The organism is Streptomyces sp. NPDC020983, assembly GCF_044333485.1.
Lineage (GTDB): Bacteria > Actinomycetota > Actinomycetes > Streptomycetales > Streptomycetaceae > Actinacidiphila.
Genome location: NZ_JBIRRA010000002.1, coordinates 127117 through 140768, shown reverse-complemented (window position 1 = coordinate 140768; position 13652 = coordinate 127117). Strand labels below are relative to the sequence as shown.

At 75.3% G+C, this 13652-nt stretch carries 10 protein-coding genes; 4 read left to right on the top strand and 6 right to left on the bottom strand.

Going from position 1 to position 13652, the window contains the following annotated elements; translation table 11 throughout:
* Window positions 1-229: 229 nt before the first annotated feature.
* Window positions 230-1522, top strand: coding sequence for a collagen-binding domain-containing protein (locus ACH4SE_RS04080; RefSeq protein ID WP_398541716.1), 1293 nt, complete (start codon window positions 230-232; stop codon window positions 1520-1522).
* A gap of 90 nt (window positions 1523-1612) precedes the next feature.
* Here the strand turns inward: ACH4SE_RS04080 and pcaB are convergent, their stop codons facing one another.
* The 4 genes from pcaB to ACH4SE_RS04060 form a co-directional block, all read right to left on the bottom strand.
* Window positions 1613-3013, bottom strand: coding sequence for a 3-carboxy-cis,cis-muconate cycloisomerase (pcaB, locus tag ACH4SE_RS04075; RefSeq protein ID WP_398541715.1), 1401 nt, complete (start codon window positions 3011-3013; stop codon window positions 1613-1615).
* 15 nt (window positions 3014-3028) lie between these two features.
* Complete coding sequence (locus ACH4SE_RS04070; protein ID WP_398541714.1) at window positions 3029-5098, bottom strand: FAD/NAD(P)-binding protein; 2070 nt, start codon at window positions 5096-5098, stop codon at window positions 3029-3031.
* A gap of 288 nt (window positions 5099-5386) precedes the next feature.
* A complete protein-coding gene (locus tag ACH4SE_RS04065) occupies window positions 5387-5701 on the bottom strand; it encodes a hypothetical protein (protein ID WP_398541713.1) in 315 nt (104 codons plus the stop codon).
* Window positions 5702-6087: 386 nt separating this feature from the next.
* Window positions 6088-7815: an LCP family protein gene (locus tag ACH4SE_RS04060; RefSeq protein ID WP_398541712.1), complete on the bottom strand. Its 1728-nt coding sequence runs from the start codon at window positions 7813-7815 to the stop codon at window positions 6088-6090.
* A 286-nt stretch (window positions 7816-8101) separates the two neighbouring features.
* Here ACH4SE_RS04060 and ACH4SE_RS04055 point away from each other — a divergent pair, with 286 nt between their 5' ends.
* Window positions 8102-9835, top strand: coding sequence for an MFS transporter (locus ACH4SE_RS04055; RefSeq protein WP_398541711.1), 1734 nt, complete (start codon window positions 8102-8104; stop codon window positions 9833-9835).
* 134 nt (window positions 9836-9969) lie between these two features.
* Window positions 9970-10578 carry a TetR family transcriptional regulator gene (locus ACH4SE_RS04050; RefSeq protein ID WP_398541710.1) on the top strand — a complete coding sequence of 203 codons (609 nt, stop codon included), beginning with the start codon at window positions 9970-9972 and terminating at the stop codon, window positions 10576-10578.
* Window positions 10579-10590: 12 nt separating this feature from the next.
* On the opposite strand, the gene ACH4SE_RS04045 is transcribed toward ACH4SE_RS04050, so the two are convergent.
* Window positions 10591-11403 (bottom strand): alpha/beta hydrolase, encoded by an 813-nt coding sequence (locus tag ACH4SE_RS04045; RefSeq protein WP_398541709.1) that lies wholly within the window; start codon window positions 11401-11403, stop codon window positions 10591-10593.
* 15 nt (window positions 11404-11418) lie between these two features.
* Between ACH4SE_RS04045 and ACH4SE_RS04040 the strand changes: the two genes are divergently transcribed.
* Entirely contained in the window at window positions 11419-12015 is a 597-nt protein-coding gene (locus tag ACH4SE_RS04040; protein ID WP_398541708.1) for a TetR/AcrR family transcriptional regulator, read from the top strand.
* A gap of 20 nt (window positions 12016-12035) precedes the next feature.
* Here the strand turns inward: ACH4SE_RS04040 and ACH4SE_RS04035 are convergent, their stop codons facing one another.
* Window positions 12036-13283, bottom strand: coding sequence for a glycosyltransferase family 4 protein (locus ACH4SE_RS04035; RefSeq protein ID WP_398541707.1), 1248 nt, complete (start codon window positions 13281-13283; stop codon window positions 12036-12038).
* Between the last annotated feature and the right edge of the window lie 369 nt (window positions 13284-13652).

Here is a 13652-nt window from a genome sequence, read left to right as displayed (position 1 = left end):
TCCCGTTCCCGTTCCCCGTCCGCGCCCGCCACCGGCCGGCGGGACGTCAATCATCCGCCACGGAGCGATCACCGCGCCAGCGGATCCGGCCACCGCCCCCGGCCCGGTGGCCGCGGCGGCCGGGCTACTCGCACGGCCCACAGCGGGGTGCGCCGATCGGATGGACGGGGAGGTGCGTCCCCGGAACGGTGCGGGGGAAAGGCGTCCCCTTCTGCCTACGGTCGCGGGCATGCGCAAACCACTCTTCGCCACCGCCGGCCTCGCGGTGTGCACGTGCAGCCTCGCCGTCGCCGGCCTCGTCGCCATGCGCTCGGCCCCGGTGGCGCTCGCCGCGACCCGCGCGGTCGGGAACCCCGTCACCGGCAACCAGGGCTTCGGGACCATCGTCGAGCGCGACGCCGTGCTCGGCACCACCGAGACCGAGGGGACCGTCGCCCTCGGCGGCGACCTGTCCTTCGGGCCCGGCTACAACGTCGCCCTGCACACCACCGGGAGCTTCGTGGACGACGGCGACGCCGAGCCCACCGCGCTGCTGGTCGGCGGCCGCGTGCTGCCCGGGGAGAGCGACCCGGCGGGTGTGCTCCAGGTGCTGAACAACGGCTACGTCAAGATCGGCGATCCCACCGGGGTGGACGTGCTCGACCGGGACGCGAACAACGCGCTCGTCAACACCCGGGTCGTCCCGGAGGGCGCGGGCTACGACGCCACGCCCCGCATCCAGCTGACCACCGACCAGCCGCCCGCCTCCGTGGCCCCGAAGCCGGGCCTCATCGACTTCACGACGCTCTTCTCCGACTACCGCGACCGTGCCGCCGCGATGAGCACCTGCGACGCCAACGTCGTCCTGGAAAACGCGCAGGGCGACCCGCTCGACCCGCAGACCGGCTTCCCCGCGGGCACGGACGCCTACGTCCACCTCACCCCCGGCGTGACGAACGTCCTGCACATCACGGGCGACGACCTGAACCGCATCGGCAACCTCACCTTCCGCGACCAGCCGACCGCGGACACGCCCTTCCTGGTCGTCGTGGACACGAGCGCGACGAGCGGGGAGTACACCTGGGACGTGCCGAACCTCGCGGGCGTCAGCGGGGACCAGGCGCCCTTCATGCTCTGGGACTTCCCCGACGCCACGTACATCCACCTGGCCACCGGTGACAGCCTCGAAGGCACGATCTTCGCCCCGAACGCCCACCTCGTCGACACCGACGCCGCCAACATCGAGGGCGACATCGTCGTACGCCAGCTGACCGCCGGGCCGCAGCTCGACAACGGAAACTGGGTCGACGCCGGCGAGATCCACGACTTCCCCTTCGACGCGTCGATCGACTGCGGCACCCTTCCCACGACCCCGCCGACCACCACCCCGACCACCCCGCCCACCACGCCCCCCACCACCCCGCCGACGACACCCCCCACCACCCCTCCGACCACACCCCCCACCACGCCGCCCACCACCCCGCCGACCACCTGTCCGCCCAGCACCAAGCCGCCGGTCTACGGGCACAGCTACGGGGACTGAGGACCGCGCACGGCCGCAGTCCCGCGCGGGAGCGGCCCGCGGCTTCCGGAGACGTCCGGGCCGCGGGCCGCTGCCGTACCCCGCCGGGGCTCAGCCGCCGAGCGCGCGGTCCACGAGCGGCCCGGCCGCCCCGGTGTATCCCGCGGGGTCCAGCAGTTCCGCCACCTGCCCCGCGTCCAGCAGGCCTTGCAGCCGGGGCTCGTCCGCCAGCACGTCGGCGAGGGGGCGGCCCTCCGCCGCCGCCCGCAGCGAGGCCGCGCCCAGCAGCTCCTTCGCCGCCGCCCTGCCGAGCGCCGGGGCCAGCACCGCCGACAGGCGCTCGGAGGCGATCTGCCCGCCGGTCGCGGCGAGGTTGGCGCGCATCCGTTCCGGGTCGACGCCGAGCCCGCGCACCAGCTCGACCGCGGTGTACGCGGCCCCGCCCGCCAGCCGCAGGCACTCGCGCAGCGGCTGCCACTCGGCGTGCCACACACCCGCGGAGCGCTCGTCCTCGGTGGCCAGGCAGGACGCCAGCACCGAGGACAGCGCGGGCACCTGGATCGCCGCCGAGCGGATGAGCGTGGCCAGCACCGGATTGCGCTTGTGCGGCATCGCGGACGACGCCCCGCGCCCCGCGCCGCCCGGCTCGGCGGCCTCGCCGACCTCCGTGCGGGCCAGCACGAGCACGTCGGCGGCGATCTTGCCGAGGGCGCCGGTGGTGTGCGCGAGCGCGGCACCGAGGTCCGCGAGCGGCGTGCGCAGCGCGTGCCAGGGCAGGACGGGGACGGCGAGGCCGGTCTCGGCGGCGAAGGCGGACACCAGGTCGAGCACGGCGGCCGGTTCGGCGTCCTCGCCGGCGTACTGGTGGTAGCCGGCGAGGGTGCCGGCCGCCCCGCCCAGGGACACGGGCAGCCCGCGGTCGGCGACCGCGCCGACGCGCTCGGCCGCCTCCAGCACCAGCTGCCGCCAGCCCGCGGCCTTCAGCCCGAAGGTGGTGGGCACGGCGTGCAGGGCGAGGGTGCGGCCCGCCATGACGGTGTCGCGGTGCCCGGCGGCGAGCACCGCGAGGGTGTCGGCGACGGTGTGCAGATCGGCGCGGATCAGCCGCAGCGCCCGCGCGGCCACCAGCATCGCGCCGGTGTCCAGGATGTCCTGGCTGGTGGAGCCGCGGTGCACGAACTCGGCCGCCTCCGGGGCCCGTTCGGCGACCACGCGGGTGAGTGCGGCGACCAGGCCGACGACCGGGTTGGCCGTCTCCCGCGCGGCGAGCGCGAGCGCGCGCACCTCCAGGTGCTCGGCCCGCGCCGCCGCCGTGATCGCCTCGGCGGCGGCGGCGGGCACCGTCCCGCAGCGCACCTGCGCCCGTACCAGGGCGGCCTCGGCGTCCAGCATCGCCTGGAGCCAGGCCGCGTCGCCGACCGCCGCCTCGGCGGGGGTCCCGGCCCGCACGGGCGAGAGCAGCCCGAGGTCGGCCCAGGCGGGCTGGTGCTCCCCGTACGGCGTCGTGCTCATCGCGTCATCCCCTCGTCATCCCCTCGTCCCGGCGTTCTTCACCGTACGGCCGTGCCCGCCGGTCCGCTCCGGCAACCGGTCCTGCGGGAGCGCGGGTTCGGGCAGTGCGAGGACGGCGGCGGCGATGTCGTCGGACTCCTCCAGCGTCACCGAGCCGACGCCCGGACGGATGCCGGCCGCCGTCACCCAGTGCACCGACTCCGTCGGGACGCCGTAGGCGAAGCGCCGCAGGTGCGCGGTGCCGTGGGCGTCGAGCAGGCGGCAGGGGCGGTGCGAGACGGCGAGGCCGCCGGTCTCGTAGTCCGTGCCGTCCGTGCCGGGGACGCGGTAGGTGCGGCACTGGCCCGTGGTCAGCAGGTGCGACATGAGCGGGTCGGCGGTGCGGCGCAGGTCGATGTCCGGGAGCCGCGCCTCGATCAGCGCGGTGGCCCGTACCCGCACGTCGGCGATCTCGGTGGAGGTCGCCACGAAGCACGGCCCGCCGTCCGCGGGATCCGCCGCGATGCCGACCCGCAGGCCGGGGCCGGTGACGTCCAGGATCCCGGCGTCGATGAGCGCGGCCATCTCCTCGATGCGGGTGGCGGGCGGTCCGATCGACAGGTAGGCGTTGAGCGGGGTGTACCAGCCGTCCAGCTCGTCGCGGTGCGAGGCGGCGTCGAGCCCGCCGTGGTCGACGGCGAGCCGCACCTCGTTGCGCAGGTCGCGCAGGATGTCCAGCGCGGCCTTGAACGGCCCGTCCACGTTGCCCTCGTGGGCCTTGCGCACGTCGTCGTCGAGATAGCCGCGCAGCCAGGCCCGGAAGGCGGCGACGTCCCGCAGCTCGGGGGCACCGTAGGGGCGTTCGAGGCGTTCCCAGTCCCAGCGGTCGGCCGGGGCGATACCCGCCTCGTCCAGCAGCCGCTGCTCGTCCTCGCCGGGAGCGGCGCTCAGGTAGCGGGCCGCGAAGTCCGCGGCCCGCGCCGGGGTCCCGCGGTGCGCGAGCAGCGTCTCGTAGTAGACGCACTGCACTTCCATCGCGATCAGCGCCCACAGCCCGGTGCCGAAGCGCACCGGCTCGCTCGCGGTGGACGGGGTGCGCAGCGCCGCCACGTACTCGGCGGTGAGCAGCCGCGGGGTGTAACGCCCGTACGCGCCCTTCTGGTTGTCGCCGCGCGCCTGGTACGGGACTCCGCGCCGCGACCCCGCCACCAAGTGCGGCTCCCTGCCCGACGGGCGGTACACCAGCCGTCCGTCCGCGCGCTCGAAGACACCGCCGCGGGCGTGCGTGAAGAGCGCCATGTAGTCGAAGAAGGCCAGGCCCAGGCCGCGCAGCAGTACCGTCTCGCCGGGCGCGACCGCCGACACGTCGGTGTCCGCGGGATTCGCGGGCGGGAGGTACGTGAGCCGGTGCCGGGCGGCGAAGGCCGCCAGCTCCCGCTCGGTGGTGGTCGGGTGGACCGGCACGTGGCCCTGCGCCAGCAGCACCGCACCGAGCCCCGTCAGCCGGGTGCCGTCCTCCAGCAGCACCGTCTGCGGCCCGTGCGCGCCGAGCGCGGCGTCCCCGTCGTCCAGCGCGACCGCCCGCGACGCGTGCACCCTCACCCGTACGTGCGCGGGCGCGTCCGCGGCGACATGGCGGAAGGCCCACGTCAGGTACTGCCCGTAGAGCGCGCGCGTCGGATACGTGTCGGGCCCGAGCGCGCGGGCCTCGCGCAGCGCCGCGTCGTCCGGGCCGGGCGCGCCGGAGACGTCCGCGATGTCGGCGAGCGCCTTCGCCCACTCGTACAGGCTCGGGCCGCGCTCCAGCGGCCCCTCGATGCTGACGCTCGCGTCCGTGAAGACGGTGACCTGGCTCGCGACGGTGTTCATGAGCAGGTGCCGGGACTGCCCCAGCCGCCAGACCCGCCCCGCGCCGGGCGGATCCGGGTCCACGACGTGCAGTGTCAGCCGCTGCCAGCGCGGGTTCCGGCGCTCGCGCGCGATGAGCCGTTCGAGCAGCGAGAGCCCGCGCGGCCCGGCCCCCACGACGCACACCTCCAGCGCGCGCCCCGCGCCTCCCGCCCCCGCCGTCCCGCCGGGCCGCGGTTCGCCCCCGGAGTACGTCATCGGGGCCAGCTCCTCTCCCAGGTCAGTGCATCCCTCTACGGGCTGCGCCCACCCTTGGCCCGGCGCCTTGCCGCGCACTATCCGTGCCCTTGGCGCGCTGGTGGCCGCCGTCCCCGCGCGGTCGCGTGGCCCGGGAGCAGGGCCGGTTCCGCGGCTCCGATCAGATGCCGGTCCCGGCCGGTTCGGGGGAGGAGCGCGTGACGCGCCGCCGCGCGGGCCGGGCGCCCGGGCGCGGCGGTGCCCGCCGGACACCGCCGCGCGGGGCGCGCCCGCTCCCCGGGCGGAGGGTCAGTACGCGGCTCCCCGGGCGCAGCGCTGCGCGTACTCCCGGCTGTACTCCCAGCGCAGTTGGGCGATCCAGCGCGCCTGTTCGTCCTCCGGCAGGCTCCCGAGCACCCGCAGGACGACGCTCAGCGCGACGTTCTGGTCGGGCTCGAACCAGACCGCCTCGAAGAGCAGGGCGTGGTTCGCGGTGTCACCGAGGGCCGCCTCGTACAGCGGCCAGTGGTCACCGGTGTCCCCGGCCGGCCGGCCGGTGCGCCTCGACAGTTCGTCGAGGACGGCGACGAGACGGCCGTCCTCGTCCCTTCTTCCGTCGTCCATGCGAGATTGCCCCCCTGTCTCAGCTCCCCCTCCATTGACGGGCGGGCGCGGCCTCCCCGTTACACGGAACCGGCCACAGCCCGCGGCCGCCCCCCGGCGCTCCGCGGCCGGGCCGGCCTGCGCGTCCCCACGCGCCCGGCCGGACACATGACCGTACGCCCATCCGGTCGCGTCCCACCCGATTGATTCAGCCATCAACAAACCTGCCGGAAGCACGCCGGAGACACACCGCAGCGGCGCACGCTCCGGCGCGTGCGCCGGGCCCGCGGACGCCCGGCCCCAGGCGGCCTCCGCCGCCGCGGCCGGGCCCGCGCGCGGAGGGGGAGCCGCCGCGGCGCCGGACGTCCCGGCCTCCGCCGCCGCGCTGGACGCCGGGCCCGCGGGCGCTACTTGCCGTGGTAGACGTACGGCCAGTAGACGGGCATGCAGCCCTCCTCGGCCCCGTTGACCGCCTGGGCGCTCTTCGGGACGCCGCCTGCCTTGGGGGCGGTCGCGGCGAAGTCGGTGCCGGTGCGCCAGTCGGCGCCGATCACGAGGGTGATGTGGCCGACGTCCGCGGACGCCTTGACGTCGCTCACCGGGATCTTGAGGACGCCCGCGACCGCCGTCGCGTCGGCCTTCGCCTGGGCGCCGCCGCTCGACGGGTAGGTGACGGTCGTCGCGGGGCTGGGCGCGGCCGTCCTGTCGTAGCCCGCCTGCGTGTAGCCCGCCGCCTTGAGGGCGTCGGCGATGTCGCCCGCCCGTCCGGGCACGGCCGGGCTGCCGCTCGCCGCACTGCCGGCCGTGCCGTTGACGACGGTGACGGGGACGGTCGCCGGGGCGGCCGCGGGCGGGCCGGACGGCGTGGGCGAGGCCGTCGGCGTGCCGCTGCCGTGGGGCTTGCCGTTGGCGTCCATGGGGGTGTCGTTGCGCAGCAGCGACCAGACGGTGTCGGCGTCCTTGGACGGGACGTAGTGGGCGCCCCTGTTCTCCGGGTCCGCGTCGTGCGGCATCGTCAGCATCGTGATGCGGTCCGGCGGCACGGTCTTGAGCTGCATCCCCAGGTCGTACAGCTTCTTCGGGGTGCCGATCTCCTCGGAGACGACGAAGGCCGACATCGCGGCCGTGGCGATCTTGTTGAGCTTGCCCGGGCTGGTGAACAGGCTCTCGCCGCGCAGCTTGCGGATGAGCGAGTTCATGTACATGTGCTGGGCCTTGGCGCGCCCGGCGTCGTCCATGAAGGGGTGCCGGGCGCGCAGCCAGGCGAGCGCCATCTTCGGGTCGGTGACGGTCTGCTTGCCGGCCTTCTTGAGCAGCAGGTGCGAGGTGCCGGGCGCGCGCGGCGTCGGGTGGTCCCAGACGGGCTGCTCCACGCAGACCTCGACGCCGCCGACGACCTCGGCCATCTTCACCACACCGGAGAAGCGGATCATCATCCAGTGGTCGATGTAGACCTTGGTGAGGTTCTGCACGGTCGCGAGCGTGCAGCCCGCGCCGCCGCGGTTGAGCGAGGCGTTGATGATGTCCTCTGTCGGCGCGTAGACGTGGTGCGTCTTGGGGTCGGTGCACTCCGGTATCCGCACCCGGGTGTCCCGCGGGATGCTCACGACCGACATGTTGCTGCGGTCCGCGGACAGGTGGGCGATCATGACCACGTCGGCGCGCTCGCCCGTGGCGTCCTTGGCGCCGCCGAGCGCGGCGTCCGCCGGGTCGTCGCGGTTGTCCGAGCCGATGATGAGGATGTTCATGGCGCTCGTGCCGTCGGCGTTGGCCTTCGCCTTGGCGACGGTGCTCTTGCCGCTGACCCGCTCGCCCTTCTGGATCTTGCCGGCCAGGTACTCGTAGTAGCCGAACGCCGCTCCCGCCGTGCCGAGTACGGCGACGCCGACCCCGATCGCGATCCACTTCACCGCCCTGCGGCGGCGGCTGACGGGCTTCTTCCGGCCGCGGGGGCCGCCGCGCCGGTGGCCGCCGGGCGGGGCGCCCCCGTCGCCGCGCGGTCCCGCACGGTGGGATCCGGGCTCCGCGCGGCGCCGGCCGGGGATGCCGGAGCCGCCCGGCCCGGTGTCCGTATGGCCCGTACCGGCGTCCGCACCCGTACCGGCGTCCGGCCGGCTCCCCCCGCCCTCCGCCATGCCGCCGTGCATCCGCAACCGTCCCCCATGTCATGGGCGTTCGCCCGTGTCCCGGCCGGGCGGGATGGTCCGCCGACAGCCAGTCAGACGGCCCCGGACTGCGAAAAGTTGTAGCGCCCCCAGGCCCCCGGCGGCCCAACTCGGCCCGCTTCCGCACCAGTTGCGGGGGTACGGGCTCCCCTCGATCGGGCCGGTCCGCGAGCGGTTCCTCCCAGGCCGTTGACATAGAACTCAACAGGCGTAGAGTTCTTTTCATCGAAGAAACTCAACGCGTGAGGAGTTATCGATGTCCGCCGCACCTCCCGCCGCAGGCAGCGCGGCCACCGCCGGCGCTGCGCCGCTCGCCGCCGGGCGCGGCCACCGCGCGCTCGCCCTGGTGGTCGTCCTCTCGGCCGTCTTCATGCAGCTGCTGGACACCACGATCGTCACGGTGGCGATCCCCTCGATCCAGGACGACCTGGGCGCCGGCTTCGGCACCGCGCAGCTCGTCCTGGCCTGCTACAGCCTCACCTTCGCCTGCACCCTCGTCACCGGCGGCCGGCTCGGCGACAGCCACGGCAGGCGGCGGCTCTTCCTCATCGGGATGCTCGGCTTCGTCCTCACCTCCGCGCTGTGCGGCGCCGCGCCGGACGCGACCACCCTCGTCGTCGCACGGCTGGTGCAGGGCATGTGCTCGGGCCTGATGTTCCCGCAGGTCCTGGCCATCATCCAGAGCCTGTACGACGAGCGGAGCCGCCCGAAGGCGCTCGGCGCGTACGGTGCCTCGATCGGTCTGGCGACCATCTCCGGGCCCGTCCTCGGCGGCGCGCTCATCGCCGCGGACGTCCTCGGCACGGGCTGGCGCGCGATCTTCTACCTCAACCTGCCGATCGGCGCCCTCGCCCTCGCCGGAGCGCTGCGCGTCCTGCCCGAGACCTACGGCGACCGCGGCCGCCGCCTCGACCTGACCGGCGCGCTGCTCGTGACCGGCGGCCTGTTCCTGCTGGTGCTGCCGCTCGTGGTGGGCCGGGACCAGGGCTGGCCGGTGTGGGCGTGGGTGCTGCTCGCGCTCAGCGTGCCCGTGCTCGGCGCCTTCGCCGCGCAGCAGCGGCGGCTCGGACGGGACGCGGACGCCGACCCGCTGATCCGGCCGGGGCTCTTCGCCCGCCGCTCCTTCAGTGTGGGCCTGGCCGTCAACCTGGTCTTCTTCGCCGGGATCCCGAGCTTCTTCTTCCTCTTCATCCTCACCCTCCAGGCGGGCTTCGGCTACAGCGCGGTCGGCGCGGGCACCGTCACGCTCGGCTTCGCCGTCTTCGTCGCCCTCGCCTCCGCCCGCTCCAGCGCGGTGGTCCGCCGCCTCGGCACCCGCACGCTCTCGCTCGGCACCGCGCTCCTCGTCCTCGGCATGACCGGCGTACTGCTCACCCTGCACGCCGCCGGGACCGGCCTGCACGGCTACCAGCTGCTGCCCTCGCTCGCGGTGGCCGGCACCGGCGCCGGCCTCTTCCTCGCCCCGGTCACGGGCGTCATCACCGCCGGGCTGCCGCCGCGCGACGCCGGATCGGCCTCGGGCGTGCTGGCCACCGCGCAGCAGGTCGGCGCGGCGCTCGGCATCGCAGTGGCCGGCGTGATCTTCTTCGGCCTGCTCGGCGGCAACGCCCAGCACTCCGTGGACGCCGTCACCCCGCAGCTGCACCGGCAGCTCACCGCCGCCCACCTCTCCGCGGACCAGCAGCACGACGTCCTCGCGGGCTTCACCGTGTGCTTCACCGACCGCGCCCACGCCACCGACCCCGCGGCCACCCCGGCGAGCTGCGCCCGGATGACCGCGCAGGCGGCGGCCGCGCCCGCGGACGTGCGGACCGCCGTCCACCGGGCCGTCGTCACCGAGGCGCTCCCGCAGGCCCGGCAGCACGACTTCAGCCGCTCGCTCCAGCAGGCGCTGGGCTGGCAGGTGGGCGTGTTCGCCCTCTCGTTCCTGCTGGTGGCGGCGCTGCCGCGGGTGCGCGGCGCGGACGTCACCACCCTTCCGGCGGCATGACGGCCGGACGAGCCGGGTACGGGACGCGCTCCCGCACCCGGCGTCCCGCTTTCCCCGCGGCGGGGCGGGACGCCCGGCGGGCCCCGGCGGCAGGCGGCCCCGGGACGCCGCAGGCCCCGCCTATACTTCCGGCTGTGCCCACCTCCGCCCCGCAGCCCCCGGCCCGCCGCCGGGGAGGTCGGCGGGGCGGCGACGCCGACACCCGGGGGGACATCCTGCGGGCCGCGCGCGAGCACTTCGCGCAGGGCTACGAGGCGACGAGCGTACGGGCGGTGGCCCGCGCGGCGGACGTCGACCCGTCGCTGATCGTGCAGTTCTTCGGCGGCAAGGACGGCCTGTTCAAGGCGGTCCTCGACGAGGCCGTGCAGCCGGACGAGGGCGTGGGCCGGGTGCTCGCGGACGACGGCGGCACGGATCTCGGACAGCGGCTAGCCGCCTACTTCTTCGGCATGTGGGAGGACCCGGCCCGCCGCCACCCCTTCCAGGCGATGCTGGTCTCGGCCGCCTCCAACGAGGCCGCCGCCACGGTGCTGCGGGAATTCGTACGCGGCGAGGTCATCGCCCGGATCGGCGCGATGATCGAGGGCGACGACGCCGAACTGCGCGCCGAACTCGCCGGTTCGCAGCTCATCGGCGCCGCCCTCGTGCGCTACGTCTACCGCATCCCGCCGCTGTGCGACGCGCCCCTGAGCGACGTCGTCGGCCGGGTCGGGCGGGCCGTGCAGAGCCACCTGGCCGGCTGACCGGGCCGGGCCTCAGCGCAGCGCCCGCCCCACGAAGGCGAGGGCTTCGACCGTCCGCCGGTCCGCGTCCGGGCCGATGTGCCCGGCGCCGGGCACCAGCCGGTAGGTGTGCTCGACACCGAGCCCGTCCAGCACCCGGTGCAGGTGCTCCGCCCCTTCGTACAGCCGGAACTCGTCCGCCGCGCCGCAGTCGACCAGCACGGGCAGCCGGGCGGCGCGGATGCGGGCGGCGTGGGCGCGCGCCCGCCCGTGGACGCTGTTCGCCGCGTACACGGCCGGGTCGCCGCTGCCCAGCGACATCGCCTCGTGCAGCTCGCCGAGCACCGAGGGGCGGGTGCGTTCCGGTACGCCGTCCGGCGTCTCGCCGGGGAAGACGGTGGGTGAGAGGGCGGCGACGGCCGCGTAGCGCTCGGGCGCCGCGAAGGCGATCTTGAGGGCGCCGTAGCCGCCCATGGACGCGCCGAAGAGGGCGGTCGGGCCCAGCGGGCCGAAGCCGTCGGCCAGGCGCGCGGGGAGGTCCACCGCGACGACCGACTCCCAGCCGCCGTCCGGGCCGTCGATGTAGAAGCCGCCCCGTGTCGGGGTGCTCACGCACGCGACGAGCGCGCGCGGGAGGTCGCCGCGGGCGGTCACCTCCTCGTACAGCGGCCGCGCCCGCTCCAGGGAATCCGCGGAGGACATCGCGCCGTGCAGGTGCAGGACGAGCGGCAGCCGCTCGCCCGGGGCGCGGTCGGCGGGGACCAGGACGCGGAAGTCCACGTCCCGCCCGGCCGACGCGGCGTGGAAGGAGCCTGCGGCCGGCTCCGCCTCGAAAAGTTCTACCATGGTAATATTTCTATCATGGCAGGTTTGAGGGAACGCAAGCACGCGGAGACCCGGCAGCGGATCTCGGACGAGGCGACCCGGCTCTTCGAGCGGCACGGCTTCGAGAACGTCACACTCGCTCAGGTCGCGGCGGCCTCCGGGGTGTCCGTCAAGACGGTGACCAACTACTTCGGCGCGAAGGACGACCTCTTCTTCGACGCCGAGCCCGCCGTCCTCGACCACCTCGTCACGACCGTCCGCGGCCTGCCCCCGGCCGCCGCCACCGCGGCCCTGCGCCCGCTCGCCCTCGACGGCCCCCTGCTCGCCATGCCCTTCCGTTGGGCCACGGTCGACGCGGCGGCATGGGAGGGGATGCGGGTGTGGGCGCAGTGCGAGCACGACTCGCCGGCCCTGACCGTACGGCGGGCCGCCCTCACCCAGTCGTGGCGCGGCCCGCTCGCCGAGGCCACCGGATCGCTGCCGTGGGCGGCGCTGGCCACGGGCGTGCTCGCGCTGCGGCACGGCGTCGCGCAGTCCGGCATGCTGGCCCACCACCCGCCGCGGCGCGTCGCACAGGACGTGCGGACGGCGGTGGGGGCGGCGCTGGACGCGCTCGAACGCGGCTTCGCCTGAGGCCGCCCCGGGGAGCGCCCTCAGCCGCGCCCGCGCCGCAGCCGCCGCGCCACCCGGCGCGCCGCCCTGCGCAGCGTGCGGGCGGGTGTGCGGGTCACCGAGTGGCGGACGCGGACGGCCTGCCGGGACCAGGCGCGGGAGCGGCGCGAGGCGTCGAGGTCCGCGAAGAGCGCCTCGTAGGCGGCGACGACGCGCTCGGGGTCGTAGCGGTGCGCGGACGCCAGCGCGGCCTGGCCCATGCGGCGCCGGGCCGGCTCGTCGGCGACGAGCTCCAGCAGGGCGGCGGCCAGCGCGTCGCGGTCGCCCTTGGGGACCAGACGGCCGTCGACCCCGTCGGTGATGATCTCGGCGGGCCCGAGCGGGCAGTCCGTGGAGACCACCGGGACACCGCAGCGCATCGCCTCGACGAGCGTCATGCCGAAGGACTCCGCGTCGGAGGCGGACGCGACGATCGACGCCTTTGCGAACTCCCCCTCGATCGGCGAGACGACGCCCATGAGCACCGCCCGGCCGTGCAGGCCGCTGTCGTCGATGAGCTTCTGGATGGCGTTCTTCTCCGGGCCGACACCGTAGATCCGCAGCGTCCAGTCCGGGTGCTTGGCGGCGACGTCACGGAAGGCGTCGATGAGCAGGTCGTAGCGCTTGCCGCGCGCCAGCCGCCCGGCGGCCGCGATGACCTTGGCGGTGCCGTCGGCGGGCGGGATGCCGGTGTCCGGAACGGAGTTGGGGATCGCCAGCACCCGCAGGCCGGGCAGGCTCATGCGCGCCCGGTACACGGCCGCGTCCGCCTCGGTGATCGTGACCAGGGCGTCCAGCCGCCGGTAGAAGCCGGCGAACTGGCCGCGCAGCCTGCCGCCGTGGCTGTCGTGCGTCAGGTGCTCCTGGGCGATCCGCAGCGCGTTGCGCGGGCCGAACCGGGCGAGGTAGACGTTGAGGCCGGGCCGGGTGCCGATGAGGACGTCGGCGTCGCAGTCCCGCAGGTACTCCTCGACCCTGAGGTCGGTGAGCCGGCTGTACTGGAAGAGCCGCTTCTCGGCGGGCGGGAAGGCGGTCGACGGCTCCGCCGTGCGCGGATCGGCCATGTCGTCCGACCCCCGCCGCGCGTCCACCAGCGGCACGACCGTCACGCGCGGGTCGAAGTCGAACTCCGGCTCCGTGCGGTGCCGCCGCACGGACACGATCGTCACCGTGTGCCGCTCGGACAGCGCCGTGGCGAGGTTGAGCGTCGTGCGGTTCGTCCCGCCGAGCCCGTAAAGGTCATGGATCAAGAACGTGATCTTCACGCCTGGCGCTCCCCCCGTGCCCCGTGCCCTCGCCGCGGCTGCTGGTCCCCGAACCTAGGCAAAAAACGTGCGAACACCAAACTCCGGCCGAACACCCGGTGCCCGGATCTCGGTCCCCGGCCGCCGTGGGACCCGGTCCCGGCCGCCGGAGAACGCCGCCGCGTCGGGAGCCGGGGGTGGAGACGCCGCCCTTTGCACCGTGGCCTCCCTGCGCTCCGCAGGCCCCCGGTCCTGACCCCGGCGCCCCGCCGGAACCCGGAGCCCTGCCGGACGCCGACCGGCAGGGGACCCCGGTCGTCGGTGCCGGAGGAAACGCCCGGCGCGCAGGAAAGGGCCCGCCCGGGGTGGGGTTTT